Source organism: Vibrio stylophorae, from assembly GCF_921293875.1.
Lineage (GTDB): Bacteria > Pseudomonadota > Gammaproteobacteria > Enterobacterales > Vibrionaceae > Vibrio_A > Vibrio_A stylophorae.
In genome coordinates, this window is the sequence record NZ_CAKLDI010000001.1 from 307,122 (window position 1) to 326,785 (window position 19,664).

Here is a 19,664-nt window from a genome sequence, read left to right on the forward strand (position 1 = left end):
CAGCACACAGTGCTGGTTTTTGTTGGCTTGAATCTGCCTTGATGTTTTATTAACCTCAAGGGAAATCATAATATTTTGTGATGAGGCCATGGCGCAGCTCAATCCGATCTGGTTACAAACCTTTCAAACTTTGGTCGAACTAGGCCATTTCACACAAACAGCGCAGCAGCTCAATATGACGCAGCCAGGCGTCAGCCAGCATATTCAAAAGCTTGAGCAAGCCTGCGGGCAGAGCTTGATTAGCCGTTTTGGTAAACGCTTTGAGCTGACTGAAGCGGGGCGGTTGGTGTATCAATATGCCTGCCAATTCAAACAACAACAGGCCAGCTTACTTGCATCGTTAGCGCAAGATGACCCTTGGCAAGGTGAATGCCGTTTAGATTGCTCCGGTTCATTGGCTTTACTTCTTTACCCGCAATGCTTAGCACAGCAAAAACTACAGCCAGGTTGGTCTGTATCCATTGAGGCTGCGCCTAACGAGCGTATTTTGCAGCGTATTGAAGCCGGTTTATCCCATGTTGGTATTGTCAGTTATTGTCCTGCGCCCAGTCAGTTTTATGCTGAGTCCATCGCCAGCCAAACCCTTTGCTTGGTGCTGCCAGCAAGTTTTGCCAAGCAAGCGATTAATGCCTCGGTGCTGCATCAGATTGGTGTGGTGCAGCATCCTGATTTGGCGCACTATCTGAATCGATATATGGAGCTGTGCGGCGATGATGCGTTAAGTCATGTGCAATTTCAGGATTTAAAAGTGACCAGTCGAATCAACCAAATTGGTCAAATTCTACTGCCTGTGCTATTGGGATTGGGTTTTACCGTTTTACCCTACAGCGCGGTTTTGGCTTGTCCATATCGTGAGGATTTGCTGATCCATCAAGCGCCCAATCCGGTGTTGGAGTCTTTATATTGGGTACAGAAACGAAATCGCCAATTGCCGAAACGTTATGATTCGCTGAAACATTTGGTAGAACGGAGTCTATCGCCGCTGAGCACAGGCTAGGTCTAGCAGATACAAAAAACGCAGCCAAAGGCTGCGTTTAAAAGATGGTGGCCCCTGACAGACTTGAACTGTCGACCAAGCGATTATGAGTCGCCTGCTCTAACCACTGAGCTAAGGGGCCAAGGCTGCCGATTATAGGTGATTTGATGCAAAAGTGTCTAGCTTGATTCGACTCTGAGCGCTTGTTTTTTCAGCAATTAAATAAAAATGCTGCTATCCCTTTTGGTCGTCACTGTTCTTCGTTTTATTGCTAACTGCTTCATATGCATCAAATAATAAAAAAGCCGCACTGAATGCGGCTTTTTAAATTGCAGATCACTGGCGCGGATTATTCATCCAAGAAGCTGCGAAGAACTTCTGAGCGGCTTGGGTGACGCAATTTACGCAGTGCTTTGGCTTCGATCTGACGAATACGCTCACGTGTTACATCAAATTGTTTACCAACCTCTTCCAAGGTGTGGTCGGTATTCATATCGATACCGAAACGCATACGTAGTACTTTGGCTTCACGTGGTGTAAGGCCTGCCAATACTTCGTGCGTTGCCATGCGAAGACTGCTTGCAGTGGCTGCATCAACAGGCAATTCAAGCGTGGTGTCTTCGATAAAGTCACCTAGATGCGAATCTTCATCATCACCAATTGGTGTTTCCATGGAGATAGGCTCTTTGGCGATCTTCAGCACTTTACGAATTTTATCTTCTGGCATTTGCATGCGCTCTGCCAGCTCTTCCGGTAGTGGTTCACGACCCATCTCTTGCAGCATCTGACGAGAGATGCGGTTCAATTTGTTGATGGTTTCGATCATATGAACCGGAATACGAATGGTACGTGCCTGATCCGCAATGGAGCGCGTGATCGCCTGGCGGATCCACCAAGTTGCATAGGTTGAGAATTTGTAACCACGACGGTATTCAAATTTATCAACTGCTTTCATCAAGCCGATGTTACCTTCTTGGATAAGATCCAAGAATTGTAGGCCACGGTTGGTGTATTTCTTGGCAATCGAAATAACCAGACGCAAGTTTGCTTCAACCATCTCTTTCTTCGCACGGCGTGCTTTTGCTTCACCGATAGACATGCGACGGTTGATGTCTTTGATTCGCTCAATTGGCAAACCAGTTTCTTGCTCAATTTGTGCAAGTTTCGCAATGCAGCGTTTAACTTCTTCTTCAACGCCGTTGAGTTTCTCAACAAAAGGTTTACCTGTGGCAACCGCTGCGTCGAACCATGACTCAGAAGACTCGTTACCAGTGAATAGGCTAACGAAGGTTTTCTTCGGCATTTTGCATTGTTCAACACACATGCGCAGAATCAGACGTTCTTGAGTACGAACACGATCCATCATGTCACGCATTGAGCCAACAAGGTGATCAAACTGTTTTGGCACCAAGCGGAACTGTTTGAAGATTTCAGACAGCTCTGCAATTGCAGTTTCAGACGCTTTATCAAAACGACCTTTGGCTTCGATAGCAGAGTGCATTACGGTGTAGCTTTGACGAAGCTCAGCGAATTTTTCGCGTGCTAGCTCAGGATCGATGCCGGTATCTTCGTCATCGCTGTCATCATCATCGCCATCTTCGTCTTCGTCGTCATCAAGATCTTCATCTTCATCTTCAAGATCTTTGCCACTAAGCTCAGAGCCGATGTGCGTTGCGGTCGGTGCTGATGTTTCGTCAGCATTTGGATCGACAAAGCCAGAGATAATGTCAGTAAGACGCGCTTCTTCTGCTTCAACTTTATCGAATAGTTCAAGCAAGTGAGCGATGGCGCCAGGATATTCAGCAACAGAGCACTGAACTTGGTTGATGCCGTCTTCAATACGTTTGGCGATGTCAATTTCGCCTTCACGAGTCAGTAGTTCGACGGTACCCATTTCGCGCATATACATGCGTACTGGGTCCGTGGTGCGACCAATTTCTGATTCAACGCTTGAAAGGGCCTGCGCTGCAGCTTCCACCGCGTCCTCATCGGCAACGGTTTCAGACATCATCAAATCATCGGCATCTGGGGCTTGTTCAACTACTTGAATGCCCATGTCGTTGATCATCTGAATGATGTCTTCGATCTGATCGGAATCGACAATATCTTCTGGAAGATGGTCGTTAACTTCAGCGTATGTTAGATAGCCTTGCTCTTTACCCTTGGCGACAAGAAGTTTGAGCTGAGACTGAGGGCTTTGCTCCATAGACGATATCCAACTTATGATCTGAGTGAAGAATGTAGTATGCGGAAACGCAAACTGCCAATTATAACAAATTGCAAAAATCTTGGCTATGTTTTAGTCGGGACGATTCAGTATAAGTAGCTGTAATTCCCGCCGTTCATCGGTTGATAAACCGACCTGTCGCTCTTTCGCCTGCAATTGTTCAATTTGTCGTATGACGCATTGGTTAAACACTTTATCCAATGCATCGATAAATACTGTGGTCACGGTGTCATCATCAGTACTGAGTTCCCAACTATTGAGTCGCTTAATCAGCTGTTCATTGGGGTGACCGCGCCAATGCTCTAGCAATTGGCCTGTGCTGATATTGGGGCGTGATAAACAAAATTCAACCAGCTCAAGCAATAAATCTGTGCCCGGCATGCCTGAATCTTCCAGCGCCTCGACCCCTTCGGTGTATTGCACCAAATCAGGATTTTGAATCAGCAAGGCGATGGCAATACGCATGGGGGTGCGTTTAATGCTAGGTAAGGCTTGCTGTTGTTTGGCTTGTGGCCGTTTACTAAACAAACGATCCACTTGATAGCTTTCATTGATCCCTAATTTTTTGCCTAAGGTGTCGCGCAAGTATAGCTGCAAGGTTTGCCCTGGGATCTTTTCGATCAAGGGAACGGCTAACGTGGTGAGCTTGGCTTGTCCTTCGCGTGAGCTAACGTCGACCTGCTTTAGCAAGCTTTGAAATAGGAAATCACTGAGCGGCATGGCTTGCTGCACTTGTCGCTCAAAGGCATCTTTGCCGTGCTGACGAATATAGCTATCCGGATCTTCGCCATCAGGGAGGAACATAAATTTCAGTTGGCGGCCGTCATTAAGTTGTGGCAGCGCTTGCTCCATGGCACGCCAAGCCGCTTCACGACCGGCGCTATCGCCGTCATAGCAGCACACCACGGTATCGGTTTGGCGAAATAGCGTTTGCATATGATCGCCTGTGGTTGAGGTGCCCAAAGAGGCTACGGCATAGTCGACGCCAAATTGCGCCAAAGCCACTACATCCATATAACCTTCCACCACCAAAACTTGGTTTGGCTGGCGATGGCGTTGCATCACTTCATAAAGGCCGTAGAGTTCACGTCCTTTATGAAAGATCGGGGTTTCAGGGGAGTTGAGGTATTTGGGTTTTTCATCGCCCAAAACTCGGCCGCCAAAGGCGATGGTGCGGCCACGGCGATCGCGAATGGGGAACATGACACGACCACGAAAACGATCGTAGCGGCGCTTTTGATCGTTTTCGATCAACATTCCGCACTCAACCAATGCAGATTCACGCTCAGCATCTTGGCCAAAGCGGCGTTTGACTAATTCCCATTCATCGGCGATATAGCCAATGCCAAATTGCTGACAAATCTCACCGCTGAGACCACGGTTTTTGAGATAGTCGATGGCGTGTTGACCGCTAGGTTGGCGCAGTTGCTGCTGATAAAATTGCGCAATGCTGGCCATGAGATCATAACGATCACGTTTGATCGCAGGTTGCGATCCTTGCCCCTGTTCGCGTGGCACTTCCATACCGCATTGGCTGGCAAGCTCTTCAATAGCATCAACAAACTCAAGTCTGTCGTACTCCATGATGAAATCGATGGCATTACCATGCACACCACAGCCAAAGCAATGGTAGAACTGCTTTTCAGGACTGACGCTAAAAGAGGGGGTTTTTTCGTTATGAAAGGGACAACAGGCGCCGTAGTTCTTGCCTTGCTTTTTCAGCTTCACACGCGCGTCGATCAGATCAACAAGATCCACTCTTGCTAAAAGATCATCGATAAATCCGCGAGGAATACGAGCCATGCCAGTCCTTAAGGGAATTTTTTATATTCGAATAAATGCAAACAAGCCGCGCAGTCCCGAAGGAACGCACGGCTTGCTTTGAGCGCTGAGTGGAATTAACCGAGTTTCGCTTTCACGAGTTGGCTAACGACACCCATATCGGCACGGCCCTGAATTTGCGGTTTCAACACCGCCATGACCTTGCCCATCTCTTGCATTGAAGTCGCGCCCGAAGCGTCTACGGCTTGTGCAACCAAAGCAGCAATCTCGTCACTGCTCAAAGGTTGCGGCATAAACTCTTCGATCACCGCAATCTCTGCAAGCTCTGTATCGGCAAGATCCGTGCGATCTGCTGCTTGATATTGAGCCGCAGAATCACGACGTTGCTTCACCAGTTTGGTGAGCACGGCAAGCACTTCGTCATCATTCAAGGTTTTTCTTTCGTCAACCTCGATTTGCTTGACAGCAGCAAGCACAAGGCGAAGGGTCCCCAAACGGAGTTTCGCCTTCGCTTTCATTGCCGATTTTTGTTCGTCTTTCAGACGCTCGATCAGAGCCATAACCTTGCTAATCCTTAGTGATTAGTAAAGGCGTACGCGGCGTGCGTTTTCACGAGCCAATTTTTTAAGATGACGCTTAACTGCAGCTGCTTTCGCGCGCTTACGTACTGTGGTTGGTTTCTCGTAGAATTCACGGCTGCGAACTTCAGAAAGAATACCTGCTTTTTCACAAGAGCGCTTAAAACGACGTAGCGCTACGTCAAATGGTTCGTTTTCACGTACTTTAACTACTGGCATGTGCCTTTCACCTCAGGGGTTGTTCTTTAACGCTGGCGAGCGATTAGCCAGCCTGATTAAAAATGGTGCGAAATTCTAATCTGATCTTAGCCCCTTTGTAAAGCATTCTTGCGATCAGATCTGGTGAATTTTCACTATCGCGGTTAAGATGACGCCTCGAATCGACCAGCGATTGAGGAAAACACGCCACCATGCGAATTTTAGGCATTGAAACCTCTTGTGACGAGACCGGAATTGCCATTTATGACGAACATCAAGGTCTGCTGTCTCACCAGCTCTACAGCCAAGTGAAACTCCATGCCGACTATGGTGGTGTGGTGCCAGAATTGGCGTCGCGCGATCACGTCAAAAAGACGCTACCACTGATTCGCGCTGCAATGCAAGAAGCCAATCTCACCCCAGCTGATATTGACGGTGTTGCCTATACCGCAGGCCCAGGCTTGGTGGGCGCCTTACTTGTAGGCGCAACCATAGGTCGCAGTCTTGCTTACGCTTGGAATGTCCCTGCGGTTGCGGTGCATCATATGGAAGGCCATTTGCTTGCACCGATGCTAGAAGACAATCCTCCGCCATTCCCATTTATCGCGCTGCTGGTTTCTGGCGGCCATACCATGTTGGTGAAAGTGGATGGCATTGGTGAATACGAAATCATGGGTGAGTCCATTGATGACGCTGCCGGTGAAGCCTTCGATAAAACGGCTAAGTTGATGGGTTTGGATTATCCAGGTGGCCCTTTGCTATCAAAATTGGCACAAAACGGCACGCCAGGTCGCTTTAAGTTTCCACGTCCAATGACTGATCGCCCTGGTTTGGATTTTAGCTTCTCAGGTTTGAAAACCTTTACCGCCAATACCATTGCCAGCAATGATGGTAGCGAACAAACTCGCGCTGATATCGCCTTGGCATTTGAACAAGCGGTGGTGGACACACTGGCCATTAAATGTCGCCGTGCGTTGCAGCAAACGGGTTATAAGCGTTTGGTTATCGCCGGAGGGGTGAGTGCTAACCGCCGATTACGTGAAGAGCTTGCCGCGATGATGAGCAAGTTGGGTGGTGAAGTATTCTATCCGCGTACTGAATTTTGTACCGATAACGGTGCGATGATCGCTTTTGCGGGCATGCAGCGTTTGCGTCAAGGTGAGTATCAAGATTTGGCGGTACAAGCCAAGCCGCGTTGGCCCATTGATAAGCTAGCACCGATTGAAAAATAAAAATCGATTGATAAAACAGATGTTTTAATCACCAAGGATCCTACTGGAAAGATCCAAAAGATCCGATTTTTGTTTCAAAGATAAAAAAAACCGCGTTTTCGCGGTTTTTTTGATCCTTGTGATCCAACATAACTTTAAGCTCAGCCTTGAGTGCAGACTTGGATCTGGATTTCACCATTATTTCACAGATTTCTCACTGAGCGTTTCCGCATCCTCGTTATGCTCTTTCAGTGCCGCTTTGAGCTGTTGTTTTTTCTTCCACACTTTGTCTTCTTCGCCATTGGCAAGTCGGCGCAAATTATCAAAGTGGCGATAAACAATCAGGCAAGAGAGCATGGCTACGGGCATGGTGTATTGCGATTTCACCCAAAAGGTAAAAAGCGGAGCAACCAGCGCGGCGACGACAGAAGCCAGAGAGGAATAGCCAAATAGTAAAATCGTAATCAGCCAAGTTCCCATCAACATGCCAGCAAGATCAGCACCAATCGGTGCCAATGCGCCTAATGCCGTGGCAACGCCTTTACCGCCTTGAAAATGGAAAAAGATGGGGTAGATATGACCAAGACAAGCGGCAATGGCCACGATACCAAGGATCAAAGGGTTTAAGTCTAGAAAGTAGCTTCCCCAAACAGGTATCATCCCTTTGAGAATATCGCACAAAAGTACGGCAGCGGCCGGACCTTTGCCGCCAATGCGGAGCACATTGGTTGCGCCGGGATTGTTTGAGCCATGACTGCGCGGATCTGGTAGACCACAGATACGACAGATCAGCACTGCGCTGGAAATCGAGCCCAGTAAATAAGCAGCAATGATGATCAAAAAAGGTAAGGGGGTCATGCACTTCCCGTGGCAGTTTGCAATTTACTTTTGTCAGCTTATTCTGATTCCCTGTATTTTGCTGACAATTTGTAGGCATGATACGCAACTTTACCTAAATTAGGTATCCGACCTGTAACAAAAACAGAGTAAAAAAACGTGGATAAAGTCTTTATTGATCAATTGGAAGTGATTTGTACCATCGGCGTTTATGAGTGGGAGAAAACCATTTCACAAAAACTGGTACTGGATATCGAAATGGGTTGGGATAACCAACCAGCGGCGCGTAGTGATGATGTGGCGCTGGCTTTGGATTATGCCAGCGTGAGTGAAGCAGTGACAAAGCACCTGCAAGCGAAACCCATTGAATTGGTTGAACGCGTTGCTGAAGAGGTGGCCGATCTGATCTTTGATCGTTTTGCCGTGCCTTGGTTGCGCATTCGCGTGAACAAGCCGGGTGCGGTGGCCAATGCGCGTAGCGTGGGTGTTGAAATTGAGCGTCAGCGCCGATGAACACTGCTTATATTGGTGTTGGCAGTAATATTGAGCCCGAGCGTTATATTGCTCGCGCGCTTGCGCTATTGCAGCAGCAATTTGGCACCCTGCAGTGCTCTAGCTTGTATCGCTCTGCGCCACTTGGATTTGATGGTCCGCCATTTATCAATGCGGTGATCGCGCTTAAAACTGGTTGCGGCGCACAATCATTGATTTCGAAATTGAAGAACATAGAGCAGCAATGCGATCGGTCTCTCCCTCAGGATGTAAAAGGGCACACCCTTGATCTCGATCTACTGCTATTTGACTCGCAAAGCTGCTACCATCCGGACCTACCTAGACAAGACATCATCAAATTTGCCTTTGTCGCGATGCCGCTCGCAGAGCTGGCACCTAACCTTTTGACGGCGTTAGACCCGCGTTCCATGGTGGATATTGCAGCTGAGCTTGCAGCGCGTTATCCATTAAAGCGCGAGCCCATGCCGTCGTATTGGATAAAACAATATGAGTCATGTTGAAGCTTTTATTTTGGCCCTAATTCAGGGGTTCACTGAGTTTCTGCCGATTTCAAGCTCGGCGCATTTAATTCTGCCTTCGGAAGTTTTGGGTTGGCCCGATCAAGGCACTGCCTTTGACGTCGCCATTCATGTCGGTAGTTTGATGGCGGTGATGATCTACTTTCGTCATGAGATCGTTACCCTATTAAGTGCCTGGCTGAAGTCGATTTTCAAAAAGGAAAGTAGCCGAGAATCGCATTTGGCGTGGATGATTATTTTCTCCACGATTCCAGCATGTGTCTTTGGTTTGTTTATTGCTGACTTTATGGATGCGCTGCGCTCTAGTTTGGTCATTGCCACAACCACCCTCATTTTTGGTGTCCTTCTTTGGTGGGTTGATGTTCGTGCAACGCAAAAGCAAGATGAGTACCAAACCACTGCAAAACAGGCATGGTTGATTGGTTTAGCGCAAGCTGCCGCTTTGATTCCCGGCACCTCACGCTCAGGTGCCACCATGACTGCAGCGCTGTATTTAGGTTTTACTCGTGAAGCAGCGGCGCGTTTTTCATTTTTAATGTCCATTCCAATTATTTTGCTGGCAGGTGGCTATGAAGCTATTGCCCTAGTGCAAGATCCAAGCTTGATGGATTGGAACGCCATGGCGCTAGGGGTTGCGACCTCTTTTGTTAGCGCGCTGATCTGTATCCATCTCTTCCTTGGCATTATCAGTCGCATGGGGATGGCACCATTTGCCATTTACCGTGTCTTCCTAGGGATTGGTTTGCTGGTGATGGTTTTAGGCTAACGCCAAGAAAAACGCCGCATAGCGGCGTTTTTTTATGTCTCAAGAAAGTGGCGGGTTAGCTTTTGAGTTGCTGGGATCCAAAAGCTCAAAAAGCTGAACATGGCATTTTTCGCGATCGATTCATCAGGCTTGATACTCGCATCGATTCATCGATTGCACATATAATGGCGCAAAATTGAACCACACTGGGCACACTTGATTGCCCATAAGATGAGTCTTTGATGTTGAAATGTTTAAAACGAACCCTGCTGTGGTTAGTGCTATTGGTGATTGGCTTAGGTGCTTTTCATCTTTGGTTTATGAATCATACCGAGCAAGAATTGCGCGCAGAGCATAAGCAAGCCTGTTTGACCTTAATGGCTGCCGACCAAATCGGCTCGCCGCAAGGGGCGAAGCAAGAGCTCGCAAGCTATATGCTGAAAGGACAAGCGGAAGATTATGATAAGGCGGGTTTAGATCCTTATCGTCGTTACGTCTATCTCACCGAGCTAGAAGATATTTATCGCGATTGTGCGGGATTGTGATTGAAAAAAGCGCCATCTTGGCGCTTTTTACTTTTTATCGATGCTTCAATTGCTGCAGTTGTTTTAAGCATAGGGATTGCTTTGCACGGTTGCTTTTATTTGCGCCAGATAGCTAAGCGCTAACTGCTCCGCTTCTGCATGTCGCTGTACGGACTCTTGCTGTCGCAATGTTTGGTATAACGCTACGGTTTGCTCAAATGCTTGCAGTAGTGAGCGCGGCTCAGGTACCGCTATGGTCGCTTTGAGCTGCTCAGCAAATTGCGGTAATCGCATTTCAATGGTACGCACACCGGATGGCGTGAGGTTGTGCTGGCGAAGTGCCAGTGGCGAAAGTACCGTGGTTCGCAAAAAGGAGAGAAACTCCATCGCCTCAAAATACTCACCTCGGCCAATTTTCGTTGCGCCATAGTGCAGCCAAATCCAGAAGCGATCCTCAATCCACTGCGCATTGGGCTGCGGATAGCAGGGGGCTTGCATGTCATACATTTTCGTTAGCTGTTCATCGCGCTGCCAAAGAATTTTCGCATCATCGACTCGTTGGGCGGCATCGCTCAGTGAGACAAATTTAAAATCAACGTGGATCGCATGAGGCGCATAAAGGGCGATCACTAAACGTGGCTCGCCGACATGTTCACCGGTAAAAGCACTGACGCAACCTGGGATCTTTTCGATAAGCTGAAAACGCTGAGCCATCACTGCCGCATAATGCTCGGGATCGATAGCGATGATTAAATCGAGATCGCTAAATTGATCCATGTGATTGCTAGCATAGGATCCGCCAGCGGCGATGCCGACTAGTCGCGCGTCTTGTGAAAATTGCGCCAAAATTTGTTCGAGAAGCTGCTGGTGCTGATGGGGTAGGGTGCTTGGATATTTCATATTTTACCTTTGAATTGGGTGAGAACTGCCTTGGCAGTTAGTGCGGTAAAATAAACGCAGCATTCCAATGTATCGAGATTTCTGAGTAATCGCAATAGTTTGATATTTTTGAAAATTAAAGCTTTTGACTTACTGAAAAGCTTAAAAAGCTGATCAAACCTGCTTTCGCTGACCTATAAAAGTGCTTTAGGTTGTCTATGAAACGCTTTATGTTGCTCATGAAAACGCTTTAGGTTGCGAAAAACAGAGCGTAGGTCGCAGGCTGCAATATGATCGGAATCTTTTCTCTGCCCGCGGCTTACGATTTGATGGTGGGAACCCTACGTCTTCAATCTTCATTTCTAGAGCTGAATGTCTAGATTTGAATGTTTGGATCTGAGTGTGAGCGGCTTAAGCTTTAAAAGCTTGCATGCTTTCAATCAATGGCGCTAGCACTTGCGCGCGCTTGGTATTGAGTGCATCACGTATGGCGGCGCCTTTGATCCCTTGTGCAATGATCATCTGAACATCCACTTGCGCGGCTAATTCAAATGCTTGTTTGAGCCACGTGGCCTGTGGATAGGGTTCGTTCTCAAAGCCCAAACGCCCCGCATGATCTGCGGAGCAGGCAATGGCGAGTTGTGCTACGCGCTCAGGTTTTCGCCATGCGTCGAGTTGATTCAATAGTGCAATGATCGCTTCGCCCGATAAATGAGCCAGCTGATGCACTTGGCCATGCAGAGCGCACACTTGCAGCGCAAGATCGCGATATTGTGCTGGCACCTTAATGCGTTGGCATAGATTTTTGACCAGAGCCACGCCTGCTTGCTCATGCTCAGGATGGCGCGGCAGCGCATCGGCAGCGGTGAGTCCTTTGCCTAAATCATGCAGCTGCGCGGCAAAGCGAATACAAGGATCATCGGTGAGTTTAGCGGCTTGCTTGGCCACCATGAGCATATGTACGCCGCAATCAATTTCTGGATGCGAGCTCGCCGATTGCGGGACGCCAAAGAGCGCATCCATTTCAGGCAATAAAATCGCCAGTGCGCCGCAATCGCGTAGTACTTGCAAAAATACCTCAGGTGATGGTGTGGTGAGGGCACGTTGCCACTCTTGCCAAACCCGTTCGGCAGTGAGGTGGTTGAGCTCTCCTGCGTTGCCCATTTGACGCATCAATTGCAGGGTTTCATCGGCAATGGTGAAACCTAGGTGAGCAAAACGCGCCGCAAAGCGAGCAACGCGCAATACGCGTAGTGGATCTTCACTAAAAGCTGCGGAGACATGGCGTAAAATACCTTGTTTAAGATCCTGCTGACCACCGTAAGGATCGATCAAGCTGCCATCATCGGCTTGGGCCATGGCATTAATGGTGAGATCGCGACGCAGTAGATCTTCTTCGAGCGTGACATCGGGCGCGCTGTAGCAGATAAAGCCTTTATAGCCATGGCCAGATTTGCGTTCGGTGCGCGCCAGTGCGTATTCTTCTTTGGTTTTTGGATGCAAAAATACCGGGAAATCTTGGCCCACGGTTTGGTAGCCTTGAGCAAGCATTGCCTCTGGTGTCGCACCAACCACAACCCAGTCTTTGTCTTTTGCTGCAATGCCAAGTAATTGGTCGCGAACTGCGCCGCCAACAAGGTAAATTTGCATTCACTTACTCCATATCTTTTAACTGCACCCAAGCATACCTTGCTAAGACTTTACATTCGAGTGTGTGCTGAGTAACGTGTCGACAGTTTTGTCATCGGATGTCGTCATGTATCAGGATTATTATCAGCTCAAAGAGCTCCCTTTTACCATCGTCCCCAATGCTCGATTTGTCTTTTTAAGCGCGCGTCACCGTGAAGCTTTGCACCAGCTTACCTCAGGTTTGGCTAATGGCGGTGGTTTAGGACTGCTTACGGGCGAGGTGGGAACCGGGAAAACCACTGTGGCACGCCTGTTGATGACCAAGCTGGATAAAGAAGCGCAAATTGGCATGCTGCTCAATCCAACATTGACAGTGGAAGAGCTGCTGACCGACATCTGTAAAGCCTTTGATATTGAATGCCCAAGTCCGGTGACGATTAAAGAGCGTACGGACTTAATTTACGATCATTTGATGGCCAACCATGAGGCGGGTAAGCAAAGCCTATTATTGGTCGATGAAGCGCAGCATCTACTGCCACAAGTACTTGAGCAGCTTCGTTTGCTCACCAATTTAGAAACGGATCAGCACAAGCTATTAAAAGTGGTGCTGATTGGTCAGCCAGAATTGCAGCATCTGCTGCAGCATGAAAGTTTACGTCAGCTCGCGCAGCGTATTACGGCGCGATACCACTTGATGCCGCTCACCACCAATGAAGTGGGGCAATATATTCGCCACCGTCTGGATGTGGCCGGCGCTATGCGTCCGCTTTTTGATCAGCGCGCCATTGATGTCTTTGCCAAGGCGACCAGCGGTGTGCCACGTTTGATTAACCTGTGTTGCGATAAAGCACTACAGCTCGCGCAGCAACGCAGTTTGATGACAGTGGATCGTCCCACGGCAGTGCGCGCTTGCCAAGAGGTGCTAGAGTGGCAAACCGCCAGTGTGGACCAAAAAGCGCTGCGCGCAACGCAGCGCCGTAATCGCATCGCTAAATTGACCTTGAGCTTAGCGGCCTTGGGTGTTGCTGCTTGGGCCTTTGCGCCGCGTTTACAGCAATTGATGGATGCGCGTTTGCCTGCCGCGAGTCCGGCATCTGCGGTGGCATCGACACCTGCAACTTCAATACCAGCTTCAGCGCCACATTCGACCCTATCCTCGACGCCGGGTGAGGATGCTTTTGCGCGTTTACAGCAAGTAGATTCGACGGGTGTGAATGGCCATAGCGTGGAAATGGCGGTGGCAAGCGAGTCTGAACGAGCACAACTGGCCAAGGCGATTGAGCAAAGTCGTAATCAAGAGCGCGCCTTTATTCATCTTTATGAAACTTGGGGCTACCAAGTTTTTCCTCGTGAAGCCAAATGTAGCTCGGCGGATCGCGCTGGCTTACATTGCTATAAAGGTGAAAGTAATCTTGATCTGCTTTCGCGACTCAATCGACCGGTGATTTTGACCCTGCAAGATGATCGCTATATCCCATATTATGCGGTGCTTTATCGTCAATGGCCTGATAGCTATGAGTTGCTGGTGGGTGATATTGCCATTCGTGTGACTAAGTCTTGGCTGCAGCAATATTGGCGTGGTGATATGGTCACCCTATGGCGTCCGCCAGAAGGCGGCGCGCGTAGTATTCGCTATGGCCAACGTGGTGAGCGCGTGCAATGGCTCGATGGCGCATTGCAAGAGTGGTTGGGAATTAAGGATCTGAGCATCGAGCGCTTTGATCAAACCTTGCTTGCCCGTGTCAGACAGTTCCAAGAAGCCAATGGTTTGGCACCTGATGGTGTGGCTGGGCCGGAAACCTTGATGATGCTTGATGCTGCGTTGAAATTGCCGGGGCCAACACTGCGTCCGGTGGCTTCTCGCGATAAAGCGCCAAAACCAGCATGGACTGAGCCAAAATTGGTGACCTTTAGTGTAATGCCGATGCCGACGTTCTTTGCTGAGCCTTTAGCGCCAAAAGCTGAAAATGAGTACAGCAATTTAACGCCAGAAATTGTGGCTGAGCCTGCGGCAAAGAAAAAACCGACTAAGCCAACCGCATCGCCAGAAAAGGTGAAAACGGCATCTGTGAATCAACAAAGCGAAGATCTGAACCTTGATGAGATTGACTACTCATCGATGTCACCTGAGCTGGCCGCGCAACTTCGCGAGGCGGTGGCCGCAACCGCAGATGATGAACCCATGGGCTCTGTCACTCAGCCTTTAGAGAAGCTACCGAATGCCTTACGTCGACAGTTACCGCCGCTGAATTTTCAAACCCATTTGTATGCCTCTAATCCTGAGCGCCGTTGGGTGAAGGTCAATGATGTGGAAGTGCGTCAAGGTGAGATGATTGCGCCCAATTTAAAGCTGGTGGCTATCGAGCCACGTAGCGTGGTGCTGCAATACAACGATGTGCGCTTCTCAATGCCGGCGCTGTCTGAATGGGCGGGCGAATAAAAAGGATTCTGCGCTAGGCGCTTGCGCGACAAAAGCGTAGCGACAGAAAATAGCCAGGAAACGAGCCATAAAAAAGACCGCATTAGGCGGTCTTTTTTATGGTCAATTGCTTGCGCTGTTGCTTACATCCAACGGTCTTTTTTGCGACGACTTGGAACCAAGTGTGGCAATAGCAAACCAAGAATCAGACCAAGGCCTGCAACCATGGCGCCATAGGTAAACCAACGCATCAATAGATCATCTTTTTGCGTGTCGATTTTCGCTTGTAGCTCGCGAATCATCGCTTGGTCAGCGCTAAGCTGATCATTGAGCTCAAGGTTGCGGGCTTCTAAATCTTTAATGGTGAGTTTGTACTGCTCAACTGCGGTGGTGAGGCCTGAGGTTTTCACCTTCGCTTGTTCATTGGCTTGTGCCAATGTCTCTTTCACTTCAGTCAATTCAGTTTCAAGTGCACCAAAGCGTGCCTTGTAGCTTGGTTGTTTGCTGACAAACTTGCTCTCTACCCAGCCTTCGTGGCCTTTGCCATCACGAACTTTGGTGTAGCCCGCTGCACCGTTGACGCTCAGAATCGTCACTTTGGTACCCGCATCAATGGCGCCAGTAATACGATATTCCGTACCCGGACCGCGGTGCATATAGGTATAGAGATCATCTGAAATGTAACGAGGTGAGGCTTGCGCTGGTGCAATCGCTGCAAAGCTGAATACAAGCAGAGCTAGTAGCTTTTTCACTGTGTGTTCCTTAATGACGAATTGATGCCCAAGGGGCTCAGACGGGAAATATTAGCAGGTTCGAGATGTGGTGCAATCAACAAGGGAGCCCGTAGGCTCCCTAAATGAGAGGTCAGCCCAGAATTAGGCCATCACTGCGGACATAATTTCGTAGAAAACTACGGCCAGTAATGCGCCTGCAGGCAGGGTAACCACCCAAGATGCCACGATATTACGCACCACGCCCATGTTTAGGGCTGCGATACCGCGAGCAAAACCAACACCGAGAATCGCACCCACAAGTGTTTGTGTGGTTGAGATTGGCAAACCAGTACCAGATGCCAATACCACAGTTGATGCGGTGGCAAGCTGGGCAGCAAAGCCGCGGCTTGGGGTGAGTTCAGTAATGCCTGTACCAACAGTTGCCATGACTTTATGGCCAAGGGTCGCAAGACCAACAACGATACCCACACCACCCAAAGGTAGAATCCACCAAGCGATGGTTGATGTAGCTGTTAGCTCACCCATGTGCTCAACGGTTGAAACCACTGCAGACAATGGACCAATCGCGTTTGCAACGTCGTTTGAACCATGCGCAAAAGCCATGGCACAAGCGGTGATCACCATCAACACGCTAAAGATTTGCTCAACGCCAGCAAAGCCGTTGTCATCTTTTGAGGTCGCCGTGGTGTTCTTGTATTTCTTCGCGATATACAGATAACCACCCACCATGACCAACGCTGAAATGATTGCAGAGCAAACAAATGCTTCATTGGTGGTGAGGTGAAGACCAACGTGTTTCAAACCCTTCTTGATGGTTACCATTGCAATCACCATGGTGGTGATAAACATGTAAACAGGGACAAAACGTTTAGCGTTAATCAGTGGCTTGTCGGTATCAAAAATGAGGCGCTGGGCGCTAACAAAAATGATATAAGCAAAGATACCTGAGATGGCAGGCGTAATCAGCCAGCTACCTACGATGCCTTGAACTGAGCTCCAGTCCACAGCTTCTGTACCTACGGCCACACATGCAAAACCGATGATTGCACCGATGATGGAGTGAGTCGTTGATACAGGCCAACCCATATAGGATGCAACGATCAACCAAGTACCAGCGGCCAATAGTGCAGACATCATGCCGTAAACCAAGACTTCTGGTTTATCCGCAAAAAGTGCAACGTCAATGACACCCTTACGGATGGTATCTGTCACTTCACCGCCTGCAAGGTATGCCCCTGCGAACTCAAAGATCATGGCAACGATAATGGCTTGTTTCACCGTCAGCGCTTTTGAGCCGACCGAAGTACCCATTGCGTTTGCCACGTCATTGGCACCGATACCAACCGCCATCAGAAAACCAAAGATAGCGGCAGTGATAATAATCCAGGTGCCGTAATGCTGTAGAATTTCCATTGTTCAACCTTGTGAATAAATTCGCGCTTATGAGCGAGACAACATCAGCTCTAAGCGCGAGCCTACACGGAGTGCTTGGTCAGCAATGGCACCGACCCACTCAAGAATTTTATACAAGAACATCACATCAACAGGATTGTAGTCTTGTTCTACCGCCATTAATTGTTGGCGTAGTCCAATCTGCATACTGTCAGTGTCATCTTCAATGAGATCAAGTTGATTGATCATCTCAGCAACAAGTGTCACTTCACGGCCTTTAAAGCCGGTTTCAAGAAGCTCATCGAGTTCGTTAATAACAAGGCGTGCTTGTGCAGCAGCATCAATACAACGAATCAAATAAGCTTCAAAATTTTCAGTGAGTGCTTCTGGCACTTGCAAACGACGACCCAATACACGACCCGCGATATCTTTAGAGAGATTCGCAAGTTTGTCTTGTTGCGTCAAAAGGCTAAGAAAATCAGTGCGGTCCACAGGCATAAATAGGCCACGTGGCAGCTTGAGGCGAATTTCGCGTTTCAGTACGTCTGCGTCTTTCTCCAATTGAGAGATCTGCTCACGTAGTTGAGCGGCTTTATCCCAGTCGTTTTCAGCGCAAGCTTCAAAGAATGGAACGAGTAACTCACAACATTCATGGACTTTGGTCACATGACGTTGCAGCGGTTTAATTGGGGACTTTGCAAAGAGTCCCATAATAGTATTTACTGGCATAATCGGATAACACCTTTGTGGCGAAACCTTAAGCGATAGTAATCGTGAGGCCGAATGGTATCGAATCGTGACGACAAAAGAAACACTTTTGCTCAAGTTTGCTTTACCAGATTTTTTGCCAATTTTTTGTGCTGTTTTCGACGATCATACTGGCTTTTTAAGCCCCTTTAGTTACGGAACTGATTATGGAAACTGAGATAGAACTTAAGTTTTTCGTCTCACCTGATATTACTGAATCTCTTTATACCTTTCTTGAGAATGGCTCATCTTTAGGGCACAAAGTACTGCAACAGCGCTGTCGCATGCTGGGGAACGTTTATTTTGATACCCCAGATCATCTGCTACGTCAGCATGATATTGGCCTGCGCGTTCGTCGTTATGATGACGTTTATGTACAAACCGTGAAAACCGCTGGCCGTGTAGTGGCAGGTTTACACCAACGTCCCGAATACAATGCTGAATTGGATGATGCAACACCAGATTTGAGCTTGGTGGATGCCACCGCATGGCCTGAAGACCTTGATATTGACGCACTCGCGCAGCAAATTAGCCCACTATTTAGTACGGATTTTGAGCGCCAGCAGTGGCTGCTCGGTATGCCTGATGGCAGCCAAATCGAAGTGGCGCTGGATCAAGGCCAAGTGACCAGTGGCGATTTAAGCGACCCGATTTGTGAGTTGGAGCTTGAGCTTAAATCTGGCCAAACCGATGCGCTATTTACCTTGGCGCGAGAATTTTGCCAACTCGGTGCCATGCGCTTGGGCAACCTAAGTAAAGCGGCTCGCGGCTATCGACTCGCTACGAATTATCAAGGCGATGCCATTTATGAGTTGCCTTCTATTGCGCTGACGGATAGCACCGCCATTGAAGAAACCTTTGTACGTAATATAGAAGCGGCACTGGAGCATTGGCATCATCATGAACAGATCTATACCGAACGTTTTGAGCATCAAGCTTTAGAACAAATTAGCCAAGCCATCTGCTTTATTCGTCAGCAACTAGCGGTTTTTGGTGAGGTGATTCCACGTCGAGCCAGCGCTATTTTGCGTCAAGAGTTTGAATGGCTTGAAGGTGAGCTCAGTTGGTTACAGCAAGCCAATCAGATCGATTTTCTATTGGAAGATCGCGCGAGTGTGCTGCGTAAGCTCAATGCGCATAAACAGTTGCAGGATATTTTGGCTGAATACGCAGCCAATGAATTGCCATCGCAAGAAGAGATGTTGGCACTGCTCAACTCCTCACGCTATTGCGGATTGCTGCTGGATTTAAGTCGCTGGCTACTGTCGCGCGGTTGGCAGCCTTTCCTTGATGACAAAGCACGCCAGCGTTTGGCAAGCCCAGTGAAACCTTTTGCGGATGAGGCGCTGACCCAAGCATGGCATACTCTGCGCGCACAATTTGGCGAAGAGATCGTGCTTGATCGCAATGGCTATCAGCAGCAAGCGCGATTATTGAGCCGTAATTTACTCACGGGTGTCGCTTTTGCTGATCTCTATGACAGTAAGTGGCGCCAAGTCTTTCGTGACCCATGGCGTGATCTATTGCTTGGCGTTGAAGAGATCAGCATTATCGATTTGCTCAACGAGCATAAGCGGGATCTTGAAGAGGAAGACTGTTTGCAGTTTGAAAAATGGATTGAGCGTAAAGAAAGTTATCTACTTTATGCCATGGAGCAAACCCGTGCCATGGCGCTCTCCATGGAGCCTTACTGGGAACATTAAGCCTGAAATGAAGGCCGATAAAAAAGCGCTCAATGAGCGCTTTTTTTGATTC

At 48.5% G+C, this 19,664-nt stretch carries 18 protein-coding genes and 1 tRNA gene; 8 read left to right on the forward strand and 11 right to left on the reverse strand.

Annotated features, from left to right (window positions below; genetic code table 11):
• Nucleotides 1–88: 88 nt before the first annotated feature.
• Nucleotides 89–997, forward strand: a complete 909-nt coding sequence (locus L9P36_RS01450) for a LysR family transcriptional regulator (protein WP_237464383.1) — start codon at nt 89–91, stop codon at nt 995–997.
• A gap of 45 nt (nt 998–1,042) precedes the next feature.
• On the opposite strand, the gene L9P36_RS01455 is transcribed toward L9P36_RS01450, so the two are convergent.
• From L9P36_RS01455 to rpsU, 5 genes are all read right to left on the reverse strand, one after another.
• Nucleotides 1,043–1,118, reverse strand: a tRNA-Ile gene (locus tag L9P36_RS01455).
• A 207-nt stretch (nt 1,119–1,325) separates the two neighbouring features.
• Nucleotides 1,326–3,182 carry an RNA polymerase sigma factor RpoD gene (rpoD, locus tag L9P36_RS01460; protein ID WP_237464385.1) on the reverse strand — a complete coding sequence of 619 codons (1,857 nt, stop codon included), beginning with the start codon at nt 3,180–3,182 and terminating at the stop codon, nt 1,326–1,328.
• 93 nt (nt 3,183–3,275) lie between these two features.
• Nucleotides 3,276–5,006, reverse strand: coding sequence for a DNA primase (dnaG, locus tag L9P36_RS01465; RefSeq protein WP_237464387.1), 1,731 nt, complete (start codon nt 5,004–5,006; stop codon nt 3,276–3,278).
• 95 nt (nt 5,007–5,101) lie between these two features.
• The gene (locus tag L9P36_RS01470) at nt 5,102–5,545 is read right to left on the reverse strand and encodes a GatB/YqeY domain-containing protein (protein ID WP_237464388.1); all 444 of its coding nucleotides are present in this window, start codon (nt 5,543–5,545) and stop codon (nt 5,102–5,104) included.
• 21 nt (nt 5,546–5,566) lie between these two features.
• On the reverse strand, nt 5,567–5,782 hold the full coding sequence (rpsU, locus tag L9P36_RS01475; RefSeq protein WP_237464389.1) for a 30S ribosomal protein S21: 216 nt from the start codon (nt 5,780–5,782) through the stop codon (nt 5,567–5,569).
• A 191-nt stretch (nt 5,783–5,973) separates the two neighbouring features.
• On the opposite strand from rpsU, the gene tsaD reads away from it, so the two are divergent.
• Entirely contained in the window at nt 5,974–6,993 is a 1,020-nt protein-coding gene (tsaD, locus tag L9P36_RS01480) for a tRNA (adenosine(37)-N6)-threonylcarbamoyltransferase complex transferase subunit TsaD (protein WP_237464390.1), read from the forward strand.
• Between the two features lie 177 nt (nt 6,994–7,170).
• Here the strand turns inward: tsaD and plsY are convergent, their stop codons facing one another.
• On the reverse strand, nt 7,171–7,830 hold the full coding sequence (gene plsY, locus L9P36_RS01485) for a glycerol-3-phosphate 1-O-acyltransferase PlsY (RefSeq protein ID WP_237464391.1): 660 nt from the start codon (nt 7,828–7,830) through the stop codon (nt 7,171–7,173).
• A gap of 138 nt (nt 7,831–7,968) precedes the next feature.
• On the opposite strand from plsY, the gene folB reads away from it, so the two are divergent.
• From folB to L9P36_RS01505, 4 genes are all read left to right on the forward strand, one after another.
• Nucleotides 7,969–8,322 carry a dihydroneopterin aldolase gene (gene folB, locus L9P36_RS01490; protein WP_237464392.1) on the forward strand — a complete coding sequence of 118 codons (354 nt, stop codon included), beginning with the start codon at nt 7,969–7,971 and terminating at the stop codon, nt 8,320–8,322.
• Nucleotides 8,319–8,822 carry a 2-amino-4-hydroxy-6-hydroxymethyldihydropteridine diphosphokinase gene (gene folK, locus L9P36_RS01495; protein WP_237464393.1) on the forward strand — a complete coding sequence of 168 codons (504 nt, stop codon included), beginning with the start codon at nt 8,319–8,321 and terminating at the stop codon, nt 8,820–8,822. Before folB ends, folK begins: the two co-directional genes overlap by 4 nt.
• Entirely contained in the window at nt 8,809–9,606 is a 798-nt protein-coding gene (locus L9P36_RS01500) for an undecaprenyl-diphosphate phosphatase (RefSeq protein ID WP_237464394.1), read from the forward strand. The genes folK and L9P36_RS01500 overlap by 14 nt, the downstream gene beginning before the upstream one ends.
• Before the next feature lie 221 nt (nt 9,607–9,827).
• The gene (locus tag L9P36_RS01505; RefSeq protein WP_237464395.1) at nt 9,828–10,130 is read left to right on the forward strand and encodes a hypothetical protein; all 303 of its coding nucleotides are present in this window, start codon (nt 9,828–9,830) and stop codon (nt 10,128–10,130) included.
• Between the two features lie 63 nt (nt 10,131–10,193).
• Here L9P36_RS01505 and L9P36_RS01510 read toward each other — a convergent pair whose 3' ends face one another.
• Nucleotides 10,194–11,009 carry a nucleotidyltransferase domain-containing protein gene (locus tag L9P36_RS01510; protein WP_237464397.1) on the reverse strand — a complete coding sequence of 272 codons (816 nt, stop codon included), beginning with the start codon at nt 11,007–11,009 and terminating at the stop codon, nt 10,194–10,196.
• A gap of 390 nt (nt 11,010–11,399) precedes the next feature.
• Nucleotides 11,400–12,638 carry a multifunctional CCA addition/repair protein gene (locus L9P36_RS01515; protein ID WP_237464399.1) on the reverse strand — a complete coding sequence of 413 codons (1,239 nt, stop codon included), beginning with the start codon at nt 12,636–12,638 and terminating at the stop codon, nt 11,400–11,402.
• A 106-nt stretch (nt 12,639–12,744) separates the two neighbouring features.
• On the opposite strand from L9P36_RS01515, the gene L9P36_RS01520 reads away from it, so the two are divergent.
• A complete protein-coding gene (locus tag L9P36_RS01520; RefSeq protein ID WP_237464400.1) occupies nt 12,745–15,057 on the forward strand; it encodes an AAA family ATPase in 2,313 nt (770 codons plus the stop codon).
• 122 nt (nt 15,058–15,179) lie between these two features.
• Here the strand turns inward: L9P36_RS01520 and L9P36_RS01525 are convergent, their stop codons facing one another.
• From L9P36_RS01525 to L9P36_RS01535, 3 genes are all read right to left on the reverse strand, one after another.
• Nucleotides 15,180–15,788 carry a TIGR04211 family SH3 domain-containing protein gene (locus L9P36_RS01525; protein ID WP_237464403.1) on the reverse strand — a complete coding sequence of 203 codons (609 nt, stop codon included), beginning with the start codon at nt 15,786–15,788 and terminating at the stop codon, nt 15,180–15,182.
• A gap of 123 nt (nt 15,789–15,911) precedes the next feature.
• Nucleotides 15,912–17,183 (reverse strand): inorganic phosphate transporter, encoded by a 1,272-nt coding sequence (locus L9P36_RS01530; RefSeq protein WP_237464405.1) that lies wholly within the window; start codon nt 17,181–17,183, stop codon nt 15,912–15,914.
• Between the two features lie 27 nt (nt 17,184–17,210).
• Complete coding sequence (locus L9P36_RS01535) at nt 17,211–17,891, reverse strand: TIGR00153 family protein (protein WP_237464406.1); 681 nt, start codon at nt 17,889–17,891, stop codon at nt 17,211–17,213.
• A 185-nt stretch (nt 17,892–18,076) separates the two neighbouring features.
• Between L9P36_RS01535 and L9P36_RS01540 the strand changes: the two genes are divergently transcribed.
• Nucleotides 18,077–19,612, forward strand: coding sequence for a CYTH and CHAD domain-containing protein (locus L9P36_RS01540; protein WP_237464408.1), 1,536 nt, complete (start codon nt 18,077–18,079; stop codon nt 19,610–19,612).
• Nucleotides 19,613–19,664: the final 52 nt, after the last annotated feature.